This window comes from Bacillus sp. NPDC094064, assembly GCF_050279585.1.
Classification (GTDB): domain Bacteria; phylum Bacillota; class Bacilli; order Bacillales; family Bacillaceae_G; genus Bacillus_A.
The window spans coordinates 447,861-473,324 of the sequence record NZ_JBNNUI010000003.1 but is presented as its reverse complement, the minus strand read 5'-3'; the positions used below and the strand labels follow the sequence as shown (position 1 = coordinate 473,324).

The window sequence follows — 25,464 nt, the reverse complement described above, 5'->3', positions numbered from 1 at the left end:
AGGGGGAAAAGACGATGGGATATTATTCATTAACAGAAGTAACAGCTGTACAATATGCGAAAGAACACGGCTATTTTGAAAAAAAAGCAAATGTAGTTTGTCATGAAATTGGAGATGGAAACTTAAATTACGTGTTCAAATTAGAGGATGGGGAGAAGTCGATTATAATAAAGCAAGCTCTTCCATATGCGAAAGTAGTTGGTGAGAGCTGGCCATTGTCTATAAAAAGAGCAACAATTGAAAGTAAGGCATTACAAATTTTTGCGAAGTATGTACCGGATTATGTTCCGGTAGTGTACAGTCATGATGAAGATTTAGCAGTTACAGTAATAGAAGACTTATCAAGGCTAACAATTACAAGAAGGGGATTGATAGATGGAGAAGGGTATCCACTTTTATCCCAACATATTGGCCGTTTTCTAGCACATGTTTTGTTTTATACTTCAGATTTCGGGTTAGAGTCAGAAGAGAAAAGAGTACTAGAAGGTGCATTTGTAAATCCAGACCTGTGTAAAATAACAGAAGATTTAGTGTTTACAGATCCGTTTGGACATTACGATACGAATAATTATGAGCCAGATTTACAGCTAGTGGTTGATGAACTTTGGAGTGATAAAACTTTAAAGCTAAAAGTAGCACAATATAAATATAAATTTTTAACGAGAAAAGAAGCGCTTATTCATGGTGATTTACATACGGGTAGCATTTTTTCATCACCTTCTGAGACGAAAGTGATTGATCCAGAATTTGCAACGTACGGCCCATTTGGGTTTGATCTTGGGCAATTTATTGCAAATTTATTATTAAATGCTTTATCGAGGGAAGAAGAAAAGAGAAGCATACTATTTTTCCATATAGAAAAGACATGGAGTTATTTTGTAGAAGCTTTTACGAAGTTATGGATTGGAGAAGGAGTAGAAGCATATACGAAAGAGAAACAATGGTTACCGATTATTTTGCAAAATATTTTTACTGATGCTGTCGGATTTGCAGGATGTGAGCTTATCCGAAGAACAATTGGCTTAGCTCATGTAGCTGATTTAGATGAAATAGCAAATAAAGAAAAGAGAATTCAAGCTAAGAAACAAGCGCTATGCTTAGGTAAAGAACTAATTAAATATGAATCTAAGAGCGCTGATATTCAACTGTTCCGAACATTATTTCAGCAGACAGTTTCTGGAGGGGTAAAAGCATGAGTACGATTGTTACTATTCCGAGATCTGTCAGTTGGAAAGGTGATGCAATTGCGGTATTAAATCAAACAAAGTTGCCACATAGTACGGAATACAAAACGTTAACGACTATTGAAGAGGTATGGAAAAGTATAGTACTGCTAGAAGTACGTGGAGCACCTGCAATTGGAATTGTAGCAGCATTTGGTTTGGCGCTTGCGGCAAAACAATATAATACTTTACATATTGAAGAATTTCAAAAGAAGTTTAATAGAGATTGTAACTATCTAGGAACTTCACGACCGACGGCAGTGAATTTGTTTTGGGCAATCGATCGCATGAGAGAATCTATTCGAGAGATTACTACAATAAAAGAAGCACAAAAAATATTAGAAGAAGAAGCACTTCACATTCAGCAGGAAGATGAAGAGGTGTGCCGGAGTATTGGGGAATATGCGTTAACATGTTTTACAGACGGTGATAACATTTTAACAATTTGTAACGCTGGAAGTATTGCAACTGCAAGATATGGTACTGCATTAGCACCGTTTTATATTGGGAAAGAGAAGGGCGTTCGTTTACACGCGTATGCATGTGAAACGAGACCCGTTTTACAAGGTGGGCGTTTAACGACTTGGGAGTTGAAGCAAGCAAATATTGATGTAACACTTATTACAGATAATACGGCAGCTCATGCGATTCGTACGAAAGAAATTGATGCGATTATCGTAGGCGCAGATCGAATTGTCGCAAATGGAGATACCGCAAATAAAATTGGAACAATGAATTTAGCTATATTAGCAAATTATTTCGATATCCCATTTTATGTTGCAGCTCCGTTATCTACTTTTGATATTACGAAAGAAACTGGAGCTGAAATTGTTATTGAAGAGAGAGATGAAACAGAAGTTACGAAAATTTTTGGGAAACAAGTAGCACCAATTGGAACGGATGTTTATAATCCAGCATTTGACGTAACACCGAATGAATTAATTACAGGTATTATTACTGAGAAAGGGATTTTACGAGGAGATTATAAAAAAGAAATTCTGACATTATTTGAAAGACAAGCTGAAATTTAATAGCTTGTTTTTTTATGCCTAAATTGTCCATTTTTTCTTATTTATATAGTGAAAGGAGGAGAGAAAGATGGAAGAGTGGATCAAGATGATAGGTAATGTAGGGTTTCCGATTGTTGTAACATTATATTTACTCCATCGGATTGAAAGTAAATTAGATGGGATAACTGTTGCAATAGAGAAACTACCGCAACAATTACTAAAGTACGATGATCCTCGTGATAAAAAATAAAGTTTGCTCTTCGTGAGCAAACTTTATTTTTTATCACGCATTACCTGCCCGTAAAAGCCCCACTGATTAAAGTTTCACTTTATTGAGCAGTATAGCCACCATCGATAACAACGGCTTGTCCGGTTATACCTTTTGCTTTTTCACTCGCTAAAAACATAGCATAATCAGCAATTTCTTGTACTTGTAATAAGCGCTTTTGTGGTACAAGTGGATAAATAACATCTTCTAAAACATTTTCAAGTGGTACATTTCGTGTAGTCGCTAAGTCTTGCAGTTGATTACGTACAAGAGGGGTATCGACATAACCAGGACAAAGGGCATTTACAGTAATACCATGGATAGCACCTTCTAAAGCTGCCACTTTTGTTAATCCAATTACGCCATGTTTGGCACTATTATAGGCGGATTTTCCTGCAAATCCAACGAGACCATTAATGGAAGCAACATTAATAATTCGGCCATACTTTTGTTTTTTCATAATCGGAAAGGCATGTTTAATGGCAATAAACGGAGCAATTTGCATAATCTTAATGAGTAGCTCGAACTTTTCAGTGGGAAAATCTTCAATCGGTGAGACGTGTTGCATTCCTGCATTGTTAATTAATACATCCAATGAACCGAAATGACTAACTGTTTGAGAAATTGCAGCTGCAATTTCTTCTTCAGATGTAACATCACATTTTAAACCAATCGCTTGAAATCCCTCCTTTTGTAATTGTTCAGCAGCTTCTTTCGCACGATCTTCAAGCCGATCACTAATAACAACTTTAGCCCCTTCTTTTGCAAAAGCATTCCCCATTTCATAACCAATACCACTCGCGGCACCTGTTAAAAAGACAACTCGATTTGTAACCATGACGAAAAACATCCCTTCATAATAAAGTTTTCATATTGCTCTATTTAGAGAGGGTATAATAAAATTCCTGCAAACATTTGGAAAAACATTGTTCGCTATCTTGTTTTGCAAAATAGTCTCTGTTATACTATTTTGTAAAGCAAGATACTTACGCTTATCTATCTTGTAAAACAAGATAGTGGGAGGATTTGAATTATGTCGACAAGTCAAATGCTGAAAGGGATTTTAGAAGGATGCTTACTTGCTATTATCTCTGAAGGTGAAATATATGGTTATGAAATGAGTGAAAAGCTAGCGAAGTATGGCTTTACAATGGCGAGTGAGGGAAGTATTTATCCGTTATTAATACGAATGCAAAAGGAAGGATTAATAACAAGTGTAATGAAGGAATCTCCATCTGGCCCAAAGCGAAAATATTATACATTAACAGAAAAAGGCGAGGAAGCACTTAATGAATTTATGGATCGCTGGGAAACGATGCAAAGTAGTGTAGAACGTCTACTTGAAGGAAAGGGGAGAAGGAAATAATGCTATCAAATGAAGCGCGTAAGTTTTTATTAGATATGAGATTATTTTTGACGGCAAAGAGTGTGAAAGAAAGCGATATATTTAATCATTCCACTTTCTATAATGTTAATATTTAAAACATTTACCTCGGAAGATCTCGTGCCAATGCTATTTCAAATTATATGTTTATACGGAAGTTTATTTATTTTAATTTTCGTTGAAATTATGATGAAGACGAATAGAAGAGAAACAGTTAAATAAGGGAGGGGTTATAATGAAGGTTTCTAAAGAAGGCGAAAAGTTTTTAATCGATACGAAAGTGTATTTAATAACAAAAGGGATTAAAGAAGAAGATGTTGATGCCTTTTTAGAAGATGCAGAACTTCATTTAATAGAAGGTGAGCAAGAGGGAAAGACGGTAAAGGATATATTTGGGGATTCGCCAAAAGAGTATGCGGAAGAGTTGGCGAAAGAGATGGAGAAGGATAAAAGCGGTAGTATAAAAAGTATTTTGGGAATGATTATTGGTGTTGGTGGATATTGGTTACTTACAAACATTTTATTTGGAAGTCCAAATCAGCAATTTACGTTAACAAATGTACAGTTAATTGGTTATCCAATCGTTTTATTCATTACGATAATTGGAGCGATTGTTGCGTTTAGAATGTCTTCTTTTAAAAGTAAATTGGTAGGGTTTGGAATTGTTTATATAATAGTGATGATACCTATTTTATTATTGGTGTTATTGATGTTTATGAATAAATGGTACGGAACACCTGTATTGCAATTAACTACTATACAAAGTTATATGTTAGCTGGAATTGTCTTATTAGTACTGTTGATTGGTGAAGCATATATACTTGGATGGATTGGAATATTAGCTGTTATCATACCGCTATTAATTATGTTTGCATTTAAAGAATTAGGAAAGCAAAACCCATATTTAATAATACTAGAGCCTTTACTTCTGTACGGAAGTTTATATGTATTAATGCGATGGTCTTTAAAAAATGAAGAGCGAAAAACTGTAAACTAGGAGTTCTATAGAAAAAAGGCTGCTCTAGATATACAATAAATTATTTCCAAAGAAATACTATATTTTGATTTTTAGAGAGATTATGTTTCGGTGTATATTGTATTCTTTGCAGCCAGTATTTAGTTTGTTAATTAGTATATATTGTTTTGAGCAGTAACAAGGGCGTTACTGTTTTTTTCTTTGTAATAAAGAGCTTTGTAAAGAGAGTGCTTTTTGTTCGTTTGTTAATAGGGACTGAATATGGACATTTTCAGGGCGGGGGACTATCGGATACATAAGATTGAATGGAGAAGGATGGTGCTCCGAGCCAGTTGGAGAATGAGGATCTGCGTGAGTAAGTTTTCCGTGAACACGTCTTGTAAATAAAATATGCCCGATTTCGTGAGCGAGTGTATATATATTTTTCATGGGAGCAGCCGAATTTGTTAAAACGATGTAACCAGTAAGTTGCTGTTGTTTTGCTAAAGAGTAAGCACAGGCAATTACTGCGGTTTCTTTGAAATAATCACTGCCAATATAACAAATATAAAGATCGCATTCAGGAGCTTCATTTACACATGTTTGGAAAAAGGATGCTAATTTTTCCTGACTTTGAATGGAATTTTTATAACTGATTTCACGGTCAGAAAAACGGAAAAGCTCATTTAATACAATTACATCTTGAATTTGAAATGTAATGGGATGCCAAATTGATTCTGCAACAGCTAAATCTTTTGCAATGCGGTCATTAGAAATATCGGCGCCTGGAGTAATGCAAATACATATATTGACGTATAGATCCATAAGGAACACCTCAAATGAAAAAATTCTTCCTATAATATATGTGTAAAAAAGATGCTATGTATGGATAAATGCCTTCTTTGTTACATGAATATATAGATGACAAGTCAAAAAAAATTCATAGTTCTATAACATGGTGTGGCCGCCTTTTTGATATAGTAAAGGAAAGGGGGAGAATATATGTATACATTAAAAATCGTTTCAGACAGAGAAGCACTTTATCAATTTGCAAGTTATGTAAGAGTTGTACAAGGGGTTGAAGATGTATATGTAGAGGTGGGAGAACCTTTATATGAACATCCTTTAATGAAGTTTTATGTACATATTAAGCTTAAAGAAACATATGAGCAGCATAAAGCATTACAGGAAATAGCAAGATTAGTAGAATTGGGTCGTTTTACATATGTCCATTATCGTAATGATGAAATTGAGGAAGCTTTTGAAGCTGTAAAATATGAAAGTTTTAAAAAATAAAAGATGAAAAAAGGAGGCGAAAGCTTCCTTTTTTTTCTTTAAAATTACATCAACAAAAGGAGAAAAATTTTGTTATGATAAGGGAGGATGAGGAAAGGAGAGTTTACATATTGGGGTATATTGAAGATTTACGCAAAGTCGTCGGTACAAGGCCACTTATTCTAGTAGGGTCAGCAATTATTATATTAAATGATAATCAAGAAGTATTGCTTCAATATCGTTCGGATACATATGATTGGGGTGTGCCTGGCGGAGCAATGGAGCTTGGGGAAACGACAGAAGAAACTGCTCGTAGAGAATTATTCGAGGAGACGGGACTAACTGCAAAAATAATGCAATTTCTTGGTGTCTTATCAGGAAAGGAAGTATATTTCCGTTATCCGAATGGAGATGAAATTTTTAATGTCATTCATCTGTATCAGGGGCATCATGTGAGTGGTGAATTAAAGCTCGATCATGAAGGATTACAACTTCAATATTTTCCAGTAGATAAGTTACCAAAATTGAATGAAACGACAGAGAAAATTTTACAAAAGTTTTTATATGCGTTAACAGAATAGAAGGTTAATTCCTTCTATTTTTATTATATTAAATATTTTGATTTTTTAGTATGTTTATAGTATGATAGTTGTAGACATACATCTTATGGAATTTCACCTAAAAACTGACTAGGGTACATAAGAGAGGGGCAAGTACAAAATGCATAATGTTGTTATTACAGCTGCAGTTCGTTCGCCAATTGGAACTTTTGGGGGAGCGCTAAAAAATGTAACGCCAGTAGAATTAGCTGTTCCTGTACTTCAGGAAGCTGTAAAACGAGGCGGGGTAGAACCACATGAAGTTGATGAAGTAATTTTAGGTCATTGTATTCAAAGAACTGATGAAGCAAATACGGCGAGAACGGCTGCATTAGCGGCAGGATTTCCTGACACAGTTACGGGTTATACAATCCAACGCCAATGTTCTTCAGGTATGCAAGCAATTATGTCAGCTGCAATGCAAATTCAATTAGGTGTAAGTGATATTGTTGTTGCAGGTGGAGTAGAAGCGATGAGTTCGAGCCCTTATGCATTGAAACAGCACCGCTGGGGACAACGTCTACAACATGGAGAAATCCGTGATACAGTGTGGGAAATATTAGAGGATCCACTGCATCATATTATGATGGGTGAAACAGCGGAAAATTTAGTTGAACAATATGAAATTACAAGAGAGGAACAAGATGAGGTTGCGCTTCGTAGTCACACACTAGCACTACAAGCAATCGAGTCTGGATACTTTGACGATCAAATTGTTCCTATTACAATAAAAGAGCGTAGAAAAGAAGTTGTATTCTCGAAGGATGAACATCCACGTGCAGATATTACAGCGGAAAAATTAGCAGGATTAAAACCAGCATTCCGTAAAGATGGATCTGTAACTGCAGGGAATGCATCTGGTTTGAATGACGGAAGCGCGGTTCTAGTATTAATGAGTGAAGAAAAAGCGAAAGAAAAAGGCTTACAACCGCTAGCTAGAATTGTTGGATATTCAGTAGCTGGGGTAGACCCGAAAATTATGGGTATTGGACCAGCACCAGCAATCCGAAAAGGCTTAGAAAAAGTAGATTGGTCATTAGAAGATGCAGATTTACTTGAAATTAATGAAGCTTTCGCAGCACAATATTTGGCTGTAGAAAAAGAATTAGGTTTAAATCGTGAGAAAGTGAATGTAAACGGTAGTGGTGTAGGACTTGGACATCCAATCGGTTGTACAGGAGCTCGTATTACGGTAAGTTTAATTCACGAATTAAAGCGACGCGGCTTAGAAAAAGGAATTGCTTCTCTATGCGTCGGCGGCGGTATTGGAGTAGCATTATTTATAGAAGCATTATAAAAAAGAAGCAGCAATTGCTGCTTCTTTTTTTACGACTCAAATAGATGATGGAATAACCGATCACGATTTTCAAAGAAAAGTTTCGTCGTTTGATAATGCTCGGTTTCTTCTAATGTGGATTCGTGAATCCCCTCTTGTGTTAAAGAGTATATAGTAGATTCAGGGTAAGCCATTAAAATAGGAGAATGCGTCGCAATAACAAATTGTGAACCTTGTTCCGCTAGCTCATGCATTCGAATGAGCATGGAAAGTTGTCTCATTGGTGATAGAGCGGCTTCAGGCTCATCTAAAATGTATAAACCTTGTCCTGAAAAACGATTCATAAATAATGAGAAGAACGATTCACCGTGTGATTGTTTGTGTAATGAGATACCACCATAGGAATCAATAACCGGATTTCCACGTGCTTCCAAATCAGCGTCTATTTCATCAATATAAGAAGCGACGTTATAAAATGATTCAGCGCGAAGAAAGAAACCGTCGTTTGGTGTATTGAAACTTTTGGAAATTCGAAGGTATTCATGTAAAGATGAGTGTGAATCGTTTGTGCTAAAGCGGAAGTTTTTTGTTCCACCTTCTGCATTAAAACCTAAAGCGATTGCAATTGCTTCGAGTAATGTTGATTTACCCGTTCCGTTTTCTCCAATAATGAATGTTACATTTGGATGGAAAGCTAGTGATTGTAATGTTCGGATAGCGGGTAAGCAGTAAGGATATGCGGAAAAACTAGGGATATTTTCTTTTTTTAATGTGACATTTTTTAAAAAGGGTACGTCAATCAATATATAAACCTCAATTCATAACGGATTTTGATTGTAACAAAGCAGCAAATACAAAGGTGAGACAACTTGCTATTAGTATTGTATATTGAAGTGCGCCAAAACCGAGACTTTCCAAGGCGAAAGAAATCCTCTTCCGTATAAAAATGAAAAGAACGCTCATAAAGCCAACGAGAGCGGGCGTATATTTTATAACCTTTAAATGCTTCCATAGAAAAAATCCAATGTATGTACTTAAAAACAAGATAAACAGAACAAGAAAAAAGACAAGTGTTAATAACACGGGACCTTCTCCTTACTTTCTGAATATTTTATGTGGATTATAACATGTAAACTATCATATTCCAATGTGAAAATAAATATTGCATGAAGATCAATTCTCTCGTTATGATAGATGGTATTCTATTGAAAATATGAAAAGGAGTAAACATATGCCGTTTACATTCGCACATCCAGCAGCGGTGCTTCCTTTTACGAAAAAGCATTCTACATATATTTCAGTAACGGCTCTTACATTAGGTAGTATGGCGCCTGACTTTGAATATTTTTTACACTTTAGACCGTATGGTGTTATTGGGCATACATGGATGGGGTTTTTATATTTAAATTTACCGCTCGTCTTTTTGTTAGCATACATATATCATCACATTTTAAAAAAGCCTTTTATAACACATTTACCTAAGCCACTTGCTGGCTACTATATATGTGCAGTAGATGATAGATGGGGGCTTCATACGTGGAAAGACCTTTTTGTATTTTGCTATTCTGCATTATTTGGTATGTTTACGCATGTCGTTTGGGATGCGTTTACCCATAAAACAGGCTATTTTGTTATGAAAATACCATTGTTGCAACGAGAATGGCATAGCATCCCAGTTTATAAATATATGCAGCATGGGAGTACATGTATTGGTTTTCTATTACTATTATACGTATTATGGAAGTATAGAAATGAAATGGGTAAAGATCTTATTGTGGCTTCGGAAAAAAGAAAGTATTGGATTTCAGTAATTGTTGCGGCAGCTATTATATTTATCGTGCACGCGTTCGTAGATCCCTATTTTCATATTTTCCAAATTGGAGGTATAATAGTATCTGGACTGACAAGTTCATTTTGTGGACTTCTCATTGTTTCTATAGTTTACAAAGCAAGGGACTAATTTATATTCATGAATGATAGCGTTAGGAGAAATTAAATGATGAAAGCATGGAAAAGTATTTTTGTTTTATGTAGTTTTCTTCTTATGTTAAGTGGTTGCTTCCATCAAGAAGAAAAGAAAGCTGAACCGAAGAAGAAAGAATCTATTCCTGAAACGAAAGAATATGGTGGACGTGAGCTAAACAAAGTAGGACAAAAGGTGAAAGAAACAGGTTGGGGTACTTTCAAATTAGAGCAGATGCATTCTGTTAATCAAACATTTGAAGTAGCGCCAATGAAAATTCATGTGCAAGATGTGAAAGTAATCTCTTTATCACAGATGAGTGAAGATGCAAAAAATACATTGAAAGCATATACGGCATTAACTCCTGAAGAAGTAAAGCGTAGATTAGGCGATAAAGTAAGTCAAGAAGATGCTGAATTATATGCATCGCTAAGTGGAACAGAGATTAGTGATACGATTCGTTACGTTGAGATTACATATAAAGTGGAGAATAGCGGAAATAAAAATATGCAATTTTTCTCTATGAATGATGTTACGATTAATGATAAACAACATTTTAAAGTAGCGACACAAAACTTTTTATATGATGAAGATACGCTCGTTGGTACAAAAAATGTATCTAGAGAAGACTATAAGCCTGGTGAAACAAGAGATGGAATTATCGGTTTAATACTTGATGATGGAAAAGAAAAGGTAAAGGATATTAAGTTTACAACCGATGATTTAATTGCAGGAGATACAGAGACACAGGATGTTGTTAAAGAAGCACAAACTTTTAATATCTCACTTTCTGAGTAAGGTGTTTAAAAAAAAGGTAAGTAAAAACAGTCAGCGTTCAAAACATTATGCTGACTGTTTTTTTATTTCTTTTATGTATGAATCTACATTTTGAAAAGGTACCTTAATTTTAAATGCATCTTTTTGTTCGTTAAATTGCTTTTCATTATAGGGACCAAAACGCTTATTGTGCTTGACGTCAATAATCCAATAATGCTCACTTTTTTTATTTGCAATTGCCCCATCAGGATTATTTGGATCGGACTTTTCCTCAGTCTGTTTTGCAATAATGTATTTATCATCCCAACCAATGTCTGTAATTTTGGCAGGGATGTATTGTGTGGCATATACAGCATCTTGCGAGGGGAAAAGTTCAAATGCATTTCCAGAAGTACGTATGAGTTCGTATTCATCATTAATCGTATAAGTTAAGTGGCTTGTATTCCCAGCGCAACCAGCTAATAGGAAGGCGAGGAATAGGATTATCCATTTTTTCAATATGGGAACCTCCTTTACAATGCTGTTGTAACACATTGTACAAGAAAAGTAAGAGAAACGCTAGTTTACAATGCTTTTTAGAAGTGGTACGATGAAACGGGTAAAAAAGGATATGAAGGAGTCGACATAAAATGAAGTTAAAGGTGCATCGTCCAGCGCTTGTAATGAATCGCATAGGTGCTTCCCTAATTGATATGTTTTTAATCTCGCTTATGTATGGTGCAGTAGTAGCTGTGATAACTGGAAACTATAGTGCTATTTTTAATCGTTTTAATATAAGTTTTGGAGACTATAGATATGATCTCACAGTAGTGTTCATATTAATGGCCCTTTATTTTATATTGTTACCTTTTATTTGGAACGGTGTAACACTTGGTAAAAAAATAACGAGAACAAAATTAATTTCATTGACGAGTGAAAAACTAACGTTACAAACATTAATAATACGGTTTTTTGCATTGTTATTACCGAACATATTGCTACTTGGAATTCCATTATTATGTAACATATACATGATGTTGTTCCGCAAAGATAATTGTGGTTTTCACGATTTAATTGCAAAGACAAAAGTGATCAGTCTTGTATAATACACAGTGACCTTTTTATTCTTAAATAAAAAGGTCTTTTTTTATCCCGTTATTTGTGGGCGGTAAGACTTTCACCTTGAAATTCAATGAATGCGAGGAAGTTAGGAGGAAGGTAAAGGTTCATTTTCTTAATTTAAATAGATTGAAAATTAAGAAAATGTTATAATAATTAAAAATAATATCTTTATATAATAAGGGGGAAATTGAAATGACAGGAGGTAGCATAATCTTTTGGGGGATTTTAATTTTCATTGGTCTAGTTTTCGATCAGCTTAATAGTAAGAAAAAAGAGGGAGTAAAAAAGTAATCGATTCCAATGTGCTTTATATTAACGACGTTTGGATAGAGATAAAACAATTAACGTCATCTTTTATGAAACAGCAAGAAGAAGTAGTGTTAAGTGATTTACCGATTTTCGGTATTATTAGCACGAAAGGACAATCATTTCATACAGTTGAAGCCCTAGTATAATAATGAAAACCGTCCTCGGTATAAATGAGGACGGTTTTTTTGTATGTTATATAGAAGAAAACTATTTTTCAACGAATACGTTGTTCGGTTTGACTATCAAAGAAATGCGCTTTATTCATATCAAATGCGAGTTTAATTTGATCACCAGGTGAAAATGTATGTCTTGCATCAACACGTGCTGCAAAATCTTGAGTTCCCAGTTTCATATATAAAAGAGATTCAGCGCCTAATAACTCAGCGACTTCAATTTTTGTTGTGAAGGTAGTAGATTGTGAAGCTTCTAAAAATAATAGTTCATCATGAATGTCTTCAGGACGAATACCTAAAACAATCTCCTTATTTACATAGCCTTGTTCACGTAACAGCTTCATTTTTCCTTCAGATACTTTGACTTGTATTGCGTTGTCTATAACGAAATCGGTTTCAGTTAATTTACCACGGAAGAAATTCATTGCTGGAGATCCGATAAATCCACCAACGAAAACATTTTCAGGTGTTTCATATACTTCTTTTGGAGTTCCAATTTGTTGAATCTTTCCGTCTTTCATAACAACAAGACGGGAAGCCATTGTCATTGCTTCTGTTTGATCATGTGTGACATAAATTGTTGTTGTTCCAAGACGGTGGTGTAACTTAGAAATTTCTGAGCGCATTGCAACACGAAGTTTTGCGTCTAAGTTTGATAAAGGTTCATCCATTAAGAAAACTTTCGCATCTCGAACGATCGCTCTACCTAATGCAACACGTTGACGTTGGCCACCTGATAATGCTTTCGGTTTTCTATCTAAATATTGTTCAAGCCCTAAAATTCGTGCTGCATCTTTCACACGACGATCGATTTCATCTTTTGGTATTTTTCGAAGTTTTAATCCAAATGCCATATTATCATACACACTCATATGTGGATAAAGAGCATAGTTTTGGAAGACCATTGCGATATCACGATCTTTTGGAGGAACATCATTCATTAGCTTACCATCAATTGAAAATTCTCCTTTTGAAATATCTTCAAGTCCAGCTACCATTCGTAAAGTAGTAGATTTTCCGCATCCAGAAGGACCAACAAATACGATAAACTCTTTATCTTGAATGTGTAAATTAAAATTTGTTACAGCTGTTACGTTATTATCATATATTTTATAAATGTTTTCTAATTTCAGTTCTGCCATGGTATTTCCCCCTAGAAATAATTATGCAAACGTTTTCTTTGAGTTCATTATAAACTAATAGATTCAAAAAATAAATAAAAAAATAAAACGTTTGCATACATTTGAGTAATGGTAGTGATTTTCTCATGCTTTCTTAGAAAAAGAAGAATAAAAATTGTAAGCGCTATTTTAAATTAAGATAGAATCTGTTATTATTCATTAATGAAAACGTTTGCGCCTTGAGGGAAATAAAAATTATAGTGTAGATGAAATGGGGTAGCATAATGGAAAAACAATGGTGGAAAGAAAGTGTAGTATATCAAATTTATCCTCGTAGCTTTATGGATAGTAACGGTGATGGTATAGGTGATCTTCGTGGTATTATTTCAAAGCTAGATTACTTAAAAGAATTAGGGATTAATGTAATTTGGTTATCACCGGTTTATGAATCTCCAAATGATGATAACGGTTATGATATAAGTGATTATTGTAAAATAATGAATGAGTTCGGAACAATGGAAGATTGGGACGAGCTATTACATGAAATGCATGAACGTAATATGAAACTTATGATGGACTTAGTTGTTAATCACACTTCCGATGAACATAATTGGTTTATTGAATCACGTAAATCTATTGATAATAAATATAGAGATTACTATATATGGCGTCCTGGAAAAGATGGGAAAGAGCCGAATAACTGGGGAGCAGCTTTTAGTGGATCTGCATGGCAGTATGATGAAATAACAGATGAATATTATTTGCATCTGTTTTCTAAAAAACAGCCAGATTTAAATTGGGATAATGAAGAAGTAAGACAAGATGTTTATGAAATGATGAAGTTTTGGTTGGAAAAAGGAATTGATGGATTCCGTATGGATGTTATTAACTTTATTTCTAAAGAAGAAGGTTTACCAACTGTTGAAACGGATGAAGAGGGGTATGTTTCAGGACATAAACATTTTATGAACGGCCCAAATATTCATAAATATTTGCATGAAATGAATGAAGAAGTATTGTCTCATTATGATATTATGACAGTTGGTGAGATGCCAGGTGTAACGACAGAAGAGGCTAAATTGTATACTGGAGAAGCTAGAAAAGAATTACAAATGGTATTCCAATTTGAACATATGGATTTAGATTCAGGAGAGGGCGGAAAATGGGATGTAAAACCATGTTCACTTCTTACTTTAAAAGAGAATTTAACAAAGTGGCAAAAAGCATTAGAGCATACAGGGTGGAATAGCCTTTATTGGAATAACCATGATCAGCCACGTGTTGTATCTCGTTTTGGTAATGATGGAATATACCGTACTGAATCGGCAAAAATGTTAGCGACGGTGCTTCATATGATGAAGGGAACGCCATATATTTATCAAGGCGAAGAAATTGGAATGACGAACGTTCGATTCCAATCAATTGATGAATATCGAGATATTGAAACGTTAAATATGTACAATGAAAAAGTGGTAGACCGTGGTGAAGATAAAGAAAAAGTAATGGAATCTATTTATATAAAAGGCAGAGATAACGCTAGAACTCCAATGCAGTGGGATGATAAGAAACATGCTGGATTTACAACAGGTGAACCATGGATTGCGGTAAACCCTAATTACGAAGAAATTAATGTGGAGCATGCAATTCAAGATGAAAACTCAATTTTTTATTACTATAAAAAATTAATTGAGTTACGTAAAAATAATGAGATTATTGTGTATGGATCATATGATTTAATACTAGAAAATAATCCATCTATTTTTGCTTATGTAAGAACATATGGAGCCGAAAAACTTCTTGTTATTGCAAACTTTACTGCAGATGAAAGTGTATTTAAATTGCCTGAGGATATTAGTTATAGTGAAGTAGAGTTATTAATACACAATTATGATGTGAGAAGCGGATCAATAGATAATATTATATTACGTCCGTATGAAGCAATGGTATTTAAATTGAAATAAGAAAAATCCTTATGTCAAATTGGCATAAGGATTTTTTTGATTACCACTTTAGTATTGAGAATCCATATGGAGGAAGTGTGACTTGTAATACGCTTGCTTCCGCTGAAAATTCTTCTTTTGTATATATATTGACTATTTTCTTCCCTGTAATATGGATAGGGAGTGAAGCAGTAATTTCATCGTTAGTAGGATTTAAAACAAAGAAGATAGTTTCATCTTCATGTGTTTTCGTGTAAGAAATATAATTATGTTCATCATTTGCGTCTATGAATTGGAAAGTACCATGTCCTCCAAATGCTTTATATTGTTTTCGTAATGAAATTAATGTTTGTACATGTGTAAATAATAGATGATCTTGTTTTGTTGTATCCCAAATCATACATTTACGGCAACCAGGGTCCATTCCACCATCCATACCGATTTCATCTCCGTAATAAATGCAAGGAGAACCGATGAAAGAAAGATGGAATATATATAGTAACTTTAACTTATTTTTATCCCCGTTACATGTTGTCAAAATTCTTGGTGTATCATGGCTGTCTAATAAATGAAATGCAGCTTCATTTATATTCATAGAATAGGAATGTAGAGATTCTGTAATTTGTTTCATGAATTCAGTTGCTGTAATGGAATTGTTAGCAAAGTAAGAAAGTAAAGCGTTTGTAACGGGATAGCTCATGACAGCATCAAATTGATCTCCTTGTAGCCAAGGGAGTGCATCGTGCCAAATTTCACCTAAAATATATACTTCAGGATTTAATGACTTTATCTCACTTCGGAATTCTCTCCAAAAGCTGTGATCGACTTCATTTGCTACATCAAGGCGCCAACCGTCTATATTGAATTCTCTTACCCAATAACGCCCAACTTCAAGTAAATATTCTTTTACATCTGGGTGTGCTGTATTTAATTTAGGCATATATGGTGTAAATGCGAAAGTATCATAATTAGGAAGTGGCTCGGTTATAATCGGGAATTCGTGAATGTGGAACCACTCTTTGTATACAGACTTCTCGCCATTTTTAAGTACGTCTTGGAATTTATCGAAAAAGTATCCGCTATGATTAAATACGGCATCGAGCATTACTTTTATCCCACGTTTATGACATTCTTCAATGAGTTCTTTAAACGTTTCTTTCGTTCCGAATTGTGGGTCAATTTCCATGTAGTCAATTGTGTCATATTTATGGTTTGAATGAGCTTTGAAAATAGGTGTGAAATATATTCCGGAAATTCCAAGCTTAACAAGGTAATCAAGGTTTTGAATAATACCAGTAAAATCCCCTCCAAAAAAATTAGTTGGAGTTGGCTCAGCACTTCCCCAAGGAAGGGTGTTTTCTGGATTTAGTCCGCGATCCCCATTAGCAAATCGTTCTGGGAAAATTTGATACCAAACAGTATCTTTAATCCAGGAAGGTGCTTTGAATACATTATTTGCATGAAGAAACGGAAAACAGAAAAAGTTACCAACATCATCATTTGGAATAGTAGAGAAGAATCCTCGCTCTGCATAAATAAGAGTTTCTAAATCTGTTTTTAATTCGAATCCATAACGTAAGCGCTTAAATTTTGGTTCGATTGAAATGGACCAATAATCAAATAGTGCAGTAGAACCCGTTTTTTTCATCGGTGCACTTGATGAAATCCATTTCCCGTCTTTCCATTCGTAAGGATCCCCGTAAATAAGAGAGGTACTGTGAACATCGTCTTTCTTAGTACGCATGCGGATGTGAACTGTTTTTTCATCGTAAGCGTATGCGTAATTATCTTTTGGCCTATGATAAATGGCTTCTTTAATCATATAGAAAATCCCCCTTTAATATCTCTATACATAGTATTCCCTTAAGTGTAATAATAAAGCCTATTTTGCAAACGATTTCCTTTCTCGTAGCTTTAATATTGCTTATAAGAGTAGTATTCATTTCATATAAAGTCAATGTATAAAGAGCAGTAATGATATTATTTTTAAAATTAATATTTGCAAAATGAATAAAAGAATGTATAATGATAGACAAATAGCGCAAACGTTTTCATAGATTAAGATAATGTTTGCGCTTCTATTTTAATATTAAATGCAAACGTTTTCAATTACTAAGGTACATAGACAATTTAGGGAGGTTTTTGGGATGAAGAAAGCATTATCATTATTAACGGTTTCAGCACTATCAATTGGTATGTTATCTGCATGTGGACCGAAAGATTCAGGGAAAAAAGAGGAAAGTAAATCGAAGAAAGACTACGATCTTCTTGTTTGGGAAGATGAGAAAAAAGGCGTTGGTTTAGAGCCGGCAGTGAAAAGCTTTGAAAAGAAATATAATGTGAAAGTAAAAGTTGAAGAGGTTCAGATGACGAAACAAATAGAAAAACTTCGTCTCGACGGTCCAGCGGGTACAGGGCCAGATGTTGTAACATTGCCACATGATCATATTGGTAATGCGGTAACAGAAGGGCTACTTTCAGAGGTGAAAGTGGATGATACAGTAAAAAGTAAATTTACAGATTTATCAATAGAAGCACAAACATATAACGGAAAATTATATGGTTTACCAAAAGCAGTTGAAACACCAATCTTTATTTATAATAAAAAATTAATGCCAAAAGCACCAGAAACGATGGACGAGTTGTTTAATTTCTCAAAAGAATTTACGAAAGATGACAAGTACGGATTTTTAGCGCTTGGAGATAATTTCTACTTCGCTAATGCATTTATGGCAGGTATGGGTGGCTATGTATTTGGTGAGAAAGACGGAAAGCCAAATGCAAATGATATTGGATTAAATAATAGCGGTGCAGTACAAGGTGCTGAATATATTCAAAAATGGTACAAAGAAAAGTTATTCCCGAAAGGTATTATCGGTGAATCTGGTGGATCAGCTGCAGATGGATTATTTAATGAAGGAAAAGCAGCATCTATTATGAATGGTCCATGGGCATTCCAAGCGATGGAAAAGGCTGGAATTGATTACGGTGTTGCTCCGATGCCAAAATTACCAAATGGTCAACCGATGAAAACGTTCGTTGGTGTAAAAGGATGGCATGTAACAAGCTTCTCTAAACAAAATGATTTAGCTACAAAATTCACTGAGTGGGTTACAAATGAAGAAAATGCGAAAATTCGATTTGAGAAAACGAAAGAAATTCCTCCAGTAAAATCAGTAATGGAAGATCCAATGATTAAAGAAAATGAGGCTGCAAAAGCGGTTGCGGCTCAATCGGAAAATGGAATTCCAATGCCGAATATTCCAGAAATGCAGGAAGTTTGGAAACCAGCTGGGGATGCGCTTCAATTAGTTGTCTCAAATAAAGAAGAACCAAAAGCAGCACTTGATAATGCAGTGAAACAAATTAAAGGTAATATTGAAGCAAATCATAGTGAGAAAAAATAAGGTGAAATTCGTGCCTCTAAACATGAGAGGCACGAATTCTCTCCCTTCCAAGTAGGAAGGAAAAAGGGGGAAGGAACATGCAAACATCTATGGAACCAACGAAAGAGTTAAACGGTTCAAAGCATAGGAAAATGGCGACCATGTTATCGATCATTCCAGGTATCGGTCAGCTATATAATAAACAATATGTAAAAGGTCTTATTTTTTTAGTATTAACAGGTTCATTTATTGTAGCATTTGCTGATTTGTTAAATATAGGATTATGGGGAATTGTAACGCTTGGTACAGAAGTTCCGCGTGACCATTCGGTCTTTCTATTAGTAGAAGGGATTTTGGCACTTATCGTCATCGTATTCGGACTAGGAATATATGCATTTAACTTATATGATGCATACCAAAATGGGAAGAAACGTGATATAGGAACACCATTAAACTCTGTAAAAGAGCAATATCGAAACTTATTAGATCAAGGTTTCCCATATTTAATGGTTTCACCAGGCTTTCTATTACTTATTTTTGTTGTTGTATTTCCAATCATTTTTGTTATCTTAATTGGATTTACGAATTATGATTTATACCACTCTCCTCCAGCTAAATTAGTAGATTGGGTTGGCTTTAAAAACTTTATTGATATTTTCACATTACCAATGTGGAGAGATACATTTATAAGTGTATTTTCTTGGACTGTCATTTGGACGTTCGTTGCAACAACGTTACAAGTTTCCCTTGGTATTTTCTTAGCGATTATCGTAAATCAGCCCGGTATCAAAGGTAAAGCAATTATTCGAACAATCTTTATTCTACCGTGGGCTGTTCCGGCATTCGTATCTATTCTTGTATTTGCTGGTATGTTTAATGAAACTTTTGGAGCGATTAACAATCAAGTATTAGCTTTATTCGGAATTGAAAAAATTGCTTGGATGACAGATCCGTTTTGGGCGAAGGTTGCTTTAATTATGATCCAAACGTGGCTTGGATTCCCGTTCGTCTTTGCAATGACGACAGGTATATTGCAATCGATTCCAGGAGAATTATATGAAGCGGCTACAGTAGATGGAGCAACTGCTTGGCAACAGTTCCGCAAAATTACATTGCCACTTGTTTTATATGCAACAGCGCCAATATTAATTACGCAATATACGTTTAACTTTAATAATTTTAGTATTATTTATCTATTTAATGCTGGGGGACCTGCCGTATCTGGACAAAATGCAGGTGGAACAGATATTTTAATTTCATGGATTTATAAGTTAACGATGACTTCGGCTCAGTACGGAAAAGCAGCAGCGCTTACAATGATTTTATCGTTAATCGTTATTACAGTCGCGTTATGGCAATTTAAGAGAACAAAATCATTCCAAGAAGAGGATATGATGTAAATGAATATTAAACGACAAAAGATGTTACGTCTATCATTAAGTTATTTAGTTATCTTCATAATGTGTGCGATTATTTTCTATCCATTATTATGGATCATTGGCTCATCGTTTAATCCAGGAGATAGTTTGTCTGGTTCTAGTATTATTCCGAAAAATGCCACATTAGATCATTATCGCAAGCTACTTGATTCCGATTCAAGTAATTACTTACTTTGGTATAAAAATACTTTAAAAGTTAGCGTAATGACAATGATTTTTTCTGTGTTAGCCATTAGCTTTACTGCTTATGCATTTTCGAGATATCGTTTTGTTGGAAGGAAGAATGGTTTATTAACATTTTTAATTCTCCAAATGATCCCGAATTTTGCAGCGTTAATCGCGCTATATATATTAGCGCAGTTAACTGGATTAATTGATACACATCTTGCATTAATTTTAATTTATGTGGGTGGAGCAATTCCGATGAATACATGGCTTATGAAAGGGTATTTTGATACGATTCCGAAAGAGTTGGATGAATCAGCTCGAATGGATGGAGCGGGGCATTTTCGTATATTTTGGCAAATTATTATGCCGCTTGCAAAACCAATTGTAGCGGTTGTAGCGTTATTCACTTTCATTGGTCCATTTACAGATTTTATTTTAGCAAGTGTTATTTTACGCACACCAGAAAATTATACTTTAGCAGTTGGATTATATGAAATGGTAGCGAAAAAGTTTGGTAACGAATTTACAACATTTGCAGCTGGATCAGTATTAATTGCAATTCCGATTTCTATTTTATTCTTATCCCTGCAAAAATATTTTGTTTCTGGTTTAACAGCTGGAGGTACGAAAGGATGAAAATGGGGCATTACGTCCCATTTCTCTTTTCATCTCCCTATAAAAAGTTGTAGGGAGATGAAAAGAGATTTGACATCCCATGTGAAAAGAAGTGCAATAAATAGTATATTATAGTATAGGAAAAAAGAGCTATATCCCTTACAATACATGAAGAGGGAGAATATGATAAGTTTTGAAAGATAGAATAAATAAATGAAAGTATATGACTTCTCCTATTACTTGCAACAAGTGCAAGATAAAAATATATGAAATATGACAGAGAAGTGAAAGGAGGGGATTTTTATGACAGTTACAATTAAAGATGTGGCGAAGAAGGCGAACGTAGCACCATCGACGGTTTCCCGTGTAATTGCTGATAATCCAAGTATAAGTGAAAAAACAAAGCGCCGTGTTCGGAAAGTGATGAGTGAACTAGGGTATCATCCCAATTTAAATGCAAGAAATCTTGCGAACCAAACGACGAAAACGCTTGGTCTTGTTATGCCGAGTTCGGCAAGTAAAGCTTTTCAAAATCCATTTTTCCCGGAAGTTATAAGAGGGATAAGTTCATTTGCACATATGGAAGGGTATGCGCTTTATATGTCGACAGGTGAAACGGAAGAAGAAATTTTTAACGGTGTTGTAAAGATGGTACAAGGGCGCCAAATTGGTGGTATTGTTCTTCTATATTCAAGAGAGAACGACCGGATTATTCAATATTTGCATAACCAAAACTTCCCGTTTGTTTTAATTGGAAAACCATATGATCGAAAAGATGAAATTACATATGTAGATAATGACAATTATACAGCTGCAAGAGAAGTGGCAGAATATTTAATTTCATTAGGGCATAAGCAAATCGCGTTCATTGGTGGTGGCTCAGACTTACTTGTAACGAGAGAGCGTTTAGCGGGTATGAGCGATGCTTTAAAGTTGGCAGACATTGTATTACCGAAAGAGTATATTTTACACTTTGATTTCTCGAGGGAAAGTGGTCAACAAGCAGTCGAGGAATTAATGGGACTGAAACAACCGCCGACGGCAATTATGGCGACAGACGATTTAATTGGATTAGGTGTGTTAAGTGCTCTTTCTAAAAAAGGATTTGTTGTACCGAAAGACGTTTCGATTGTAAGCTTTAATAATGCTTTATTATCAGAAATTGCGAGTCCGCCACTTTCGACAGTTGATGTGAATATATATCAGCTAGGATATGAAGCTGCAAAAGCTTTAGTGGATAAAGTAGAGAATGCTGAGTCAACTGCAAAATGTATTATTATTCCGCATAAATTACTGAAGCGTCAAACTTGCGATCATTATGCATAAAGTGAAACTTTAATCAGTGGGAGATTTACTGCCCGCAAATAGCGAGATAAAAAAGCTAAGAGGTAAACTCTTAGCTTTTTTGTTTTAGAAAGGCTTCTAATCGATCGCAGCCTTCTTTTAAAGTTTCGATACTATATGCATAGGACAAACGAAGGTAGCCTTCGCCATATTCAGAAAATGCTGTTCCAGGAACGACGGCTAGTCCAGCTTCTTTTACAAGATCAAGTGCAAAATCAAATGATGAAGATGTTAGATGGCCAACATAGGGGAATAAGTAAAATGCACCTGTTGGCTTTTCGACCTTTAATCCCATTTGAATGAGTCTATTATAAACGTAATCACGGCGTTTTTTGTATTGATGGCGCATCATCTTTGGCGCGTCTTTAGCAGCTGTTAATGCTTCAATTGCTGCATATTGTGCGATTGAAGTAGCGCACGTTACATTGTATTGATGAACTTTCAAAATGTGCCCAGCTAAATAACTTGGCGCGAATAAAAGGCCGATGCGCCAGCCGGTCATAGAATGGGATTTTGATAAACCGTTAATAACAATAGCTTTCTCACGCATTTCTGGGAAATGGGCAATTGATGTATGCTTTTGCCCATATACAAGCTCGCTATAAATTTCATCAGAAAGGACGAAAATATTTTTATCTTTTAAAACATCTACAATATCTTGTAGTTCTTCTTTTGATAAAGTTACACCAGTCGGGTTAGAAGGATATGGCAAAACAACACATCTTGTTTTTTCTGTAATCGCATTTTCTAGCGCTTCGGCTGTTAAACGGAATCCAGTTTCACGAACATCTATAAAAATAGGCGTTGCACCGCATAATCGAATAATCGGCTCGTATCCTGGATAAATAGGGGCAGGTAAAATGACTTCCGTCCCTGGTTCTAAAATTGTTCGGAATGCAACATCAATTGCTTCACTAGCACCGATTGTAACGATGGTTTCGTTTTCAGGTGAATAATGTAAATCATAGTTATCTTTTATGAAGTTACAAGCCGCCTTGCGTAATTCTAGTAACCCAGCGTTATGTGTATAGCTTGTATAATTTTCTGTAATCGCCCGTTTTGCCGCTTCCTTTACGAGGGAAGGTGTCGGAAAATCAGGTTGTCCAATTGTTAAAGAGATAAGATTATCATAGTTTTGAATCAGATTAGAGAATTGACGGATCCCAGAAATTTGGATGTCCTTTACTCTAGGATTAATGAATTGTTCCATTGTATCTCCCTTTCTTCCGTTTGAAAATTAAGTTCATTTTAACATATTTTCTAGGATTCCGCTTCGTATATGTTATTTAGAAAGAGAGAGCAGAAAAAAAGCCGCTGTAAGCGACTTTTTAATATCCGTATTCCCAATCTATTTCATCTTCATTCCAAAGTACAGAGGATACTTTGCCAAGGTGAACAACGGATTCGTTCACAGCACATGTGCAATTTTCATCTCCTGCTTTATGCTGTAACTCTTCATATACTGATTTTTCAACATTTTCTAGAACAACCAAATTTTCTTCTTTTAAAACAAGTGTAGTACCCGCCATATTTATCTTCCTCCTACTAAAGTAATGATCACTTATTTGTAAACATAGATAGTATGGATTATATGCTGTATTTTGCTATAGTTGTCCGTATCGTGAAGTGTTTTTATATTTTCTTTGTAATCCGTATTCATTGTATACTGCCCGAAGGAAATTTGGTACAGGGTTTACAATCATTTCGAAAATCTGTAACAATTATTATGGGGTGTTAACAAAGAATTAACAAATATGTTAAGAAAAATCAAAATTTTAAAACAAATACACTTATAAAATGATATAATCATATCAAAATACATATAGGGGATGAGAGGCTATGGAGCTTATCCGTGATTTAATGATCCAAATTGCCATCATTATATTACCGCTATTTTTATATGAAGCCATTCGTTTAAATCGTTATCAAGAAATGCCTCCGAAGCCGAACCGCTACTTTATTATGTTTTTATCTAGCGTTACACTCGTTCTTTCCATGACATACTCTATTTGTTTTGGCAACGTTTGCGGGTATAACTTTCACCCAATTCCAATTGTTAGTGGTTTTTTATATGGTGGGATTGTTGGTTTAATTCCAGCCATTATTTTTGTTGCGTATGAATGGGTGCTAAAGGGAATGAATATTCTTCCAGTCGTAGAAGTCATGTTTCTATTGATAGTGCCATTATTCTTATCCAAGAAATGGTCTCTTTTTTCAAGAGATAAGAAGCTGATTTTAGCATTTATGATTTCATCATTTTACGTACTTGTATCTTTAATGTTTGGTATGGTGAATGTACTATTAGAAACAGGATTTACACCTTATGTTTCTCAACTATATAACGGGTTTATATTTGCTTCGCTTATTATGGTTATGACTATGGTATTTCAAGTGTACTTAACGGAATATTTAAATGAAAACGCATTATTACGTACGGAAATGCAAAAATCGGAAAAACTTAATATTGTCAGTGAGCTAGCAGCAAGTGTTGCACATGAAGTTCGAAATCCCCTTACTGTTGTTCGTGGGTTTATCCAATTGCTAGAAGGTACGGAGGATGTGAAGAATAAAGATTATATGCGTCTCGTATTAGCTGAATTGGACCGGGCAGAGCAAATTATTTCAGATTATTTGAATTTAGCAAGGCCGCAAATTGAGAAAAAAGAACACATTTGTTTATCGGCACAATTAATAGAAATGACCACTCTTATGTCATCATTTGCAGCGATGCAAGGTGTATATTTGCAAGTTGAGATTTCTGAGAGTCTTTATACGATCGGTGATAAGACAAAATTGAAACAAGCTATTATGAATGTTGTTAAAAATGGTATTGAAGCAATTCAAGGAAATAAGGGATATTTAAAGGTAACGGCTATTCAAAAAGATGAAACAATTGTCATAAGAGTTAAAGATAGTGGTGTTGGAATGACAAAAGAACAGTTAGCAAGACTTGGGCAACCATATTATTCTTTAAAAGAAAAAGGGACAGGGTTAGGACTTATGGTAACATTTAGTATTTTACAAGCGCATAATGGTACACTGGAATATAAAAGCGAAAGTGGAAAAGGGACTGAAGCGCTTATTATATTGCCAGCTGTAAGAAATAAGGAATAAAAGTTACCGATGGAAGGTAACTTT

27 protein-coding genes and 2 pseudogenes are annotated in these 25,464 nt (G+C 34.8%); 20 read left to right on the top strand and 9 right to left on the bottom strand.

Annotated features, from left to right (window positions below; translation table 11 throughout):
- The first annotated feature begins 14 nt into the window (after positions 1–14).
- The 3 genes from mtnK (at position 15) to ACQKNI_RS10205 (ending at position 2,483) form a co-directional block, all read left to right on the top strand.
- Positions 15–1,196 (top strand): S-methyl-5-thioribose kinase, encoded by a 1,182-nt coding sequence (gene mtnK, locus ACQKNI_RS10215; RefSeq protein ID WP_098945916.1) that lies wholly within the window; start codon positions 15–17, stop codon positions 1,194–1,196.
- Complete coding sequence (gene mtnA / locus ACQKNI_RS10210) at positions 1,193–2,254, top strand: S-methyl-5-thioribose-1-phosphate isomerase (protein WP_098945917.1); 1,062 nt, start codon at positions 1,193–1,195, stop codon at positions 2,252–2,254. The genes mtnK and mtnA overlap by 4 nt, the downstream gene beginning before the upstream one ends.
- Before the next feature lie 67 nt (positions 2,255–2,321).
- Positions 2,322–2,483 (top strand): YvrJ family protein, encoded by a 162-nt coding sequence (locus ACQKNI_RS10205; RefSeq protein ID WP_000393325.1) that lies wholly within the window; start codon positions 2,322–2,324, stop codon positions 2,481–2,483.
- Positions 2,484–2,562: 79 nt separating this feature from the next.
- Here ACQKNI_RS10205 and ACQKNI_RS10200 read toward each other — a convergent pair whose 3' ends face one another.
- Complete coding sequence (locus ACQKNI_RS10200) at positions 2,563–3,339, bottom strand: 3-hydroxybutyrate dehydrogenase (RefSeq protein WP_088230266.1); 777 nt, start codon at positions 3,337–3,339, stop codon at positions 2,563–2,565.
- A gap of 195 nt (positions 3,340–3,534) precedes the next feature.
- Here ACQKNI_RS10200 and ACQKNI_RS10195 point away from each other — a divergent pair, with 195 nt between their 5' ends.
- The 3 genes and pseudogenes from ACQKNI_RS10195 (at position 3,535) to ACQKNI_RS10185 (ending at position 4,882) form a co-directional block, all read left to right on the top strand.
- The gene (locus ACQKNI_RS10195) at positions 3,535–3,867 is read left to right on the top strand and encodes a PadR family transcriptional regulator (protein ID WP_088230265.1); all 333 of its coding nucleotides are present in this window, start codon (positions 3,535–3,537) and stop codon (positions 3,865–3,867) included.
- A gap of 69 nt (positions 3,868–3,936) precedes the next feature.
- Positions 3,937–4,107 (top strand): annotated as a pseudogene (locus ACQKNI_RS10190) (DUF1129 domain-containing protein); the annotation flags it as partial.
- Positions 4,108–4,120: 13 nt separating this feature from the next.
- Complete coding sequence (locus ACQKNI_RS10185) at positions 4,121–4,882, top strand: DUF1129 domain-containing protein (RefSeq protein WP_098945918.1); 762 nt, start codon at positions 4,121–4,123, stop codon at positions 4,880–4,882.
- A gap of 165 nt (positions 4,883–5,047) precedes the next feature.
- On the opposite strand, the gene ACQKNI_RS10180 is transcribed toward ACQKNI_RS10185, so the two are convergent.
- Positions 5,048–5,665, bottom strand: coding sequence for an ImmA/IrrE family metallo-endopeptidase (locus tag ACQKNI_RS10180; protein ID WP_088230263.1), 618 nt, complete (start codon positions 5,663–5,665; stop codon positions 5,048–5,050).
- A gap of 177 nt (positions 5,666–5,842) precedes the next feature.
- Between ACQKNI_RS10180 and ACQKNI_RS10175 the strand changes: the two genes are divergently transcribed.
- The 3 genes from ACQKNI_RS10175 (at position 5,843) to ACQKNI_RS10165 (ending at position 8,011) form a co-directional block, all read left to right on the top strand.
- Positions 5,843–6,136 carry a DUF3928 family protein gene (locus ACQKNI_RS10175; RefSeq protein ID WP_000288330.1) on the top strand — a complete coding sequence of 98 codons (294 nt, stop codon included), beginning with the start codon at positions 5,843–5,845 and terminating at the stop codon, positions 6,134–6,136.
- Between the two features lie 110 nt (positions 6,137–6,246).
- Positions 6,247–6,696: an NUDIX hydrolase gene (locus ACQKNI_RS10170; protein ID WP_071713138.1), complete on the top strand. Its 450-nt coding sequence runs from the start codon at positions 6,247–6,249 to the stop codon at positions 6,694–6,696.
- A 139-nt stretch (positions 6,697–6,835) separates the two neighbouring features.
- Positions 6,836–8,011, top strand: coding sequence for an acetyl-CoA C-acetyltransferase (locus ACQKNI_RS10165; protein ID WP_088230260.1), 1,176 nt, complete (start codon positions 6,836–6,838; stop codon positions 8,009–8,011).
- A gap of 29 nt (positions 8,012–8,040) precedes the next feature.
- Here ACQKNI_RS10165 and ACQKNI_RS10160 read toward each other — a convergent pair whose 3' ends face one another.
- Complete coding sequence (locus ACQKNI_RS10160; protein ID WP_000567975.1) at positions 8,041–8,793, bottom strand: AAA family ATPase; 753 nt, start codon at positions 8,791–8,793, stop codon at positions 8,041–8,043.
- 10 nt (positions 8,794–8,803) lie between these two features.
- Entirely contained in the window at positions 8,804–9,073 is a 270-nt protein-coding gene (locus ACQKNI_RS10155; protein WP_088230259.1) for a hypothetical protein, read from the bottom strand.
- A 148-nt stretch (positions 9,074–9,221) separates the two neighbouring features.
- On the opposite strand from ACQKNI_RS10155, the gene ACQKNI_RS10150 reads away from it, so the two are divergent.
- Positions 9,222–9,950 (top strand): DUF4184 family protein, encoded by a 729-nt coding sequence (locus ACQKNI_RS10150; protein WP_098356854.1) that lies wholly within the window; start codon positions 9,222–9,224, stop codon positions 9,948–9,950.
- Between the two features lie 36 nt (positions 9,951–9,986).
- Complete coding sequence (locus tag ACQKNI_RS10145; RefSeq protein WP_088230257.1) at positions 9,987–10,751, top strand: hypothetical protein; 765 nt, start codon at positions 9,987–9,989, stop codon at positions 10,749–10,751.
- 45 nt (positions 10,752–10,796) lie between these two features.
- Here ACQKNI_RS10145 and ACQKNI_RS10140 read toward each other — a convergent pair whose 3' ends face one another.
- Positions 10,797–11,228, bottom strand: coding sequence for a DUF3997 domain-containing protein (locus ACQKNI_RS10140; protein ID WP_088230256.1), 432 nt, complete (start codon positions 11,226–11,228; stop codon positions 10,797–10,799).
- A gap of 131 nt (positions 11,229–11,359) precedes the next feature.
- Between ACQKNI_RS10140 and ACQKNI_RS10135 the strand changes: the two genes are divergently transcribed.
- From ACQKNI_RS10135 to ACQKNI_RS10125, 3 genes and pseudogenes are all read left to right on the top strand, one after another.
- Positions 11,360–11,815 carry an RDD family protein gene (locus tag ACQKNI_RS10135; protein ID WP_088230255.1) on the top strand — a complete coding sequence of 152 codons (456 nt, stop codon included), beginning with the start codon at positions 11,360–11,362 and terminating at the stop codon, positions 11,813–11,815.
- A gap of 208 nt (positions 11,816–12,023) precedes the next feature.
- Positions 12,024–12,122, top strand: coding sequence for a flagellar motor protein (locus tag ACQKNI_RS10130; RefSeq protein ID WP_088230254.1), 99 nt, complete (start codon positions 12,024–12,026; stop codon positions 12,120–12,122).
- 2 nt (positions 12,123–12,124) lie between these two features.
- Positions 12,125–12,286: pseudogene (locus ACQKNI_RS10125) on the top strand (SDR family NAD(P)-dependent oxidoreductase); the annotation flags it as partial.
- Between the two features lie 68 nt (positions 12,287–12,354).
- Here the strand turns inward: ACQKNI_RS10125 and ACQKNI_RS10120 are convergent.
- Positions 12,355–13,455, bottom strand: coding sequence for an ABC transporter ATP-binding protein (locus ACQKNI_RS10120; RefSeq protein WP_088230253.1), 1,101 nt, complete (start codon positions 13,453–13,455; stop codon positions 12,355–12,357).
- Between the two features lie 263 nt (positions 13,456–13,718).
- On the opposite strand from ACQKNI_RS10120, the gene ACQKNI_RS10115 reads away from it, so the two are divergent.
- Positions 13,719–15,395, top strand: a complete 1,677-nt coding sequence (locus ACQKNI_RS10115; RefSeq protein ID WP_088230252.1) for a glycoside hydrolase family 13 protein — start codon at positions 13,719–13,721, stop codon at positions 15,393–15,395.
- 40 nt (positions 15,396–15,435) lie between these two features.
- Here the strand turns inward: ACQKNI_RS10115 and ACQKNI_RS10110 are convergent, their stop codons facing one another.
- The gene (locus ACQKNI_RS10110) at positions 15,436–17,196 is read right to left on the bottom strand and encodes an alpha-glycosidase (protein ID WP_088230251.1); all 1,761 of its coding nucleotides are present in this window, start codon (positions 17,194–17,196) and stop codon (positions 15,436–15,438) included.
- 325 nt (positions 17,197–17,521) lie between these two features.
- Here ACQKNI_RS10110 and ACQKNI_RS10105 point away from each other — a divergent pair, with 325 nt between their 5' ends.
- The 4 genes from ACQKNI_RS10105 to malR all read left to right on the top strand — a co-directional run bounded on the left by ACQKNI_RS10105 (position 17,522) and on the right by malR (position 22,308).
- Entirely contained in the window at positions 17,522–18,781 is a 1,260-nt protein-coding gene (locus tag ACQKNI_RS10105) for an extracellular solute-binding protein (protein ID WP_088230250.1), read from the top strand.
- A gap of 77 nt (positions 18,782–18,858) precedes the next feature.
- Positions 18,859–20,160: a maltosaccharide ABC transporter permease MalC gene (gene malC, locus ACQKNI_RS10100; RefSeq protein ID WP_088230249.1), complete on the top strand. Its 1,302-nt coding sequence runs from the start codon at positions 18,859–18,861 to the stop codon at positions 20,158–20,160.
- Positions 20,161–21,003: a maltosaccharide ABC transporter permease MalD gene (gene malD / locus ACQKNI_RS10095; protein ID WP_088230248.1), complete on the top strand. Its 843-nt coding sequence runs from the start codon at positions 20,161–20,163 to the stop codon at positions 21,001–21,003.
- A 282-nt stretch (positions 21,004–21,285) separates the two neighbouring features.
- Positions 21,286–22,308: a maltose operon transcriptional repressor MalR gene (malR, locus tag ACQKNI_RS10090; RefSeq protein WP_088230247.1), complete on the top strand. Its 1,023-nt coding sequence runs from the start codon at positions 21,286–21,288 to the stop codon at positions 22,306–22,308.
- Positions 22,309–22,378: 70 nt separating this feature from the next.
- Here the strand turns inward: malR and ACQKNI_RS10085 are convergent, their stop codons facing one another.
- Both ACQKNI_RS10085 and ACQKNI_RS10080 read right to left on the bottom strand, forming a co-directional pair.
- The gene (locus tag ACQKNI_RS10085; protein WP_088230246.1) at positions 22,379–23,536 is read right to left on the bottom strand and encodes an aminotransferase A; all 1,158 of its coding nucleotides are present in this window, start codon (positions 23,534–23,536) and stop codon (positions 22,379–22,381) included.
- Positions 23,537–23,654: 118 nt separating this feature from the next.
- Positions 23,655–23,855: a hypothetical protein gene (locus ACQKNI_RS10080; RefSeq protein ID WP_000929277.1), complete on the bottom strand. Its 201-nt coding sequence runs from the start codon at positions 23,853–23,855 to the stop codon at positions 23,655–23,657.
- A gap of 310 nt (positions 23,856–24,165) precedes the next feature.
- Between ACQKNI_RS10080 and kinB the strand changes: the two genes are divergently transcribed.
- Complete coding sequence (gene kinB / locus ACQKNI_RS10075) at positions 24,166–25,440, top strand: sporulation sensor histidine kinase KinB (protein ID WP_088230245.1); 1,275 nt, start codon at positions 24,166–24,168, stop codon at positions 25,438–25,440.
- The last annotated feature ends 24 nt before the right edge of the window (positions 25,441–25,464 follow it).

Excerpts from the sequence above, each read along its gene's own strand:
- mtnK (WP_098945916.1), top strand. The coding sequence starts at position 15 with ATGGGATATTATTCATTAACAGAAGTAACAGCTGTACAATATGCGAAA.
- mtnA (WP_098945917.1), top strand. The coding sequence starts at position 1,193 with ATGAGTACGATTGTTACTATTCCGAGATCTGTCAGTTGGAAAGGTGAT.
- ACQKNI_RS10205 (WP_000393325.1), top strand. The coding sequence starts at position 2,322 with ATGGAAGAGTGGATCAAGATGATAGGTAATGTAGGGTTTCCGATTGTT.
- ACQKNI_RS10200 (WP_088230266.1), bottom strand. The coding sequence starts at position 3,339 with ATGGTTACAAATCGAGTTGTCTTTTTAACAGGTGCCGCGAGTGGTATT.
- ACQKNI_RS10195 (WP_088230265.1), top strand. The coding sequence starts at position 3,535 with ATGTCGACAAGTCAAATGCTGAAAGGGATTTTAGAAGGATGCTTACTT.
- ACQKNI_RS10185 (WP_098945918.1), top strand. The coding sequence starts at position 4,121 with ATGAAGGTTTCTAAAGAAGGCGAAAAGTTTTTAATCGATACGAAAGTG.
- ACQKNI_RS10180 (WP_088230263.1), bottom strand. The coding sequence starts at position 5,665 with ATGGATCTATACGTCAATATATGTATTTGCATTACTCCAGGCGCCGAT.
- ACQKNI_RS10175 (WP_000288330.1), top strand. The coding sequence starts at position 5,843 with ATGTATACATTAAAAATCGTTTCAGACAGAGAAGCACTTTATCAATTT.
- ACQKNI_RS10165 (WP_088230260.1), top strand. The coding sequence starts at position 6,836 with ATGCATAATGTTGTTATTACAGCTGCAGTTCGTTCGCCAATTGGAACT.
- ACQKNI_RS10150 (WP_098356854.1), top strand. The coding sequence starts at position 9,222 with ATGCCGTTTACATTCGCACATCCAGCAGCGGTGCTTCCTTTTACGAAA.
- ACQKNI_RS10145 (WP_088230257.1), top strand. The coding sequence starts at position 9,987 with ATGATGAAAGCATGGAAAAGTATTTTTGTTTTATGTAGTTTTCTTCTT.
- ACQKNI_RS10135 (WP_088230255.1), top strand. The coding sequence starts at position 11,360 with ATGAAGTTAAAGGTGCATCGTCCAGCGCTTGTAATGAATCGCATAGGT.
- ACQKNI_RS10130 (WP_088230254.1), top strand. The coding sequence starts at position 12,024 with ATGACAGGAGGTAGCATAATCTTTTGGGGGATTTTAATTTTCATTGGT.
- ACQKNI_RS10120 (WP_088230253.1), bottom strand. The coding sequence starts at position 13,455 with ATGGCAGAACTGAAATTAGAAAACATTTATAAAATATATGATAATAAC.
- ACQKNI_RS10115 (WP_088230252.1), top strand. The coding sequence starts at position 13,719 with ATGGAAAAACAATGGTGGAAAGAAAGTGTAGTATATCAAATTTATCCT.
- ACQKNI_RS10110 (WP_088230251.1), bottom strand. The coding sequence starts at position 17,196 with ATGATTAAAGAAGCCATTTATCATAGGCCAAAAGATAATTACGCATAC.
- ACQKNI_RS10105 (WP_088230250.1), top strand. The coding sequence starts at position 17,522 with ATGAAGAAAGCATTATCATTATTAACGGTTTCAGCACTATCAATTGGT.
- malC (WP_088230249.1), top strand. The coding sequence starts at position 18,859 with ATGCAAACATCTATGGAACCAACGAAAGAGTTAAACGGTTCAAAGCAT.
- malD (WP_088230248.1), top strand. The coding sequence starts at position 20,161 with ATGAATATTAAACGACAAAAGATGTTACGTCTATCATTAAGTTATTTA.
- malR (WP_088230247.1), top strand. The coding sequence starts at position 21,286 with ATGACAGTTACAATTAAAGATGTGGCGAAGAAGGCGAACGTAGCACCA.
- ACQKNI_RS10085 (WP_088230246.1), bottom strand. The coding sequence starts at position 23,536 with ATGGAACAATTCATTAATCCTAGAGTAAAGGACATCCAAATTTCTGGG.
- ACQKNI_RS10080 (WP_000929277.1), bottom strand. The coding sequence starts at position 23,855 with ATGGCGGGTACTACACTTGTTTTAAAAGAAGAAAATTTGGTTGTTCTA.
- kinB (WP_088230245.1), top strand. The coding sequence starts at position 24,166 with ATGGAGCTTATCCGTGATTTAATGATCCAAATTGCCATCATTATATTA.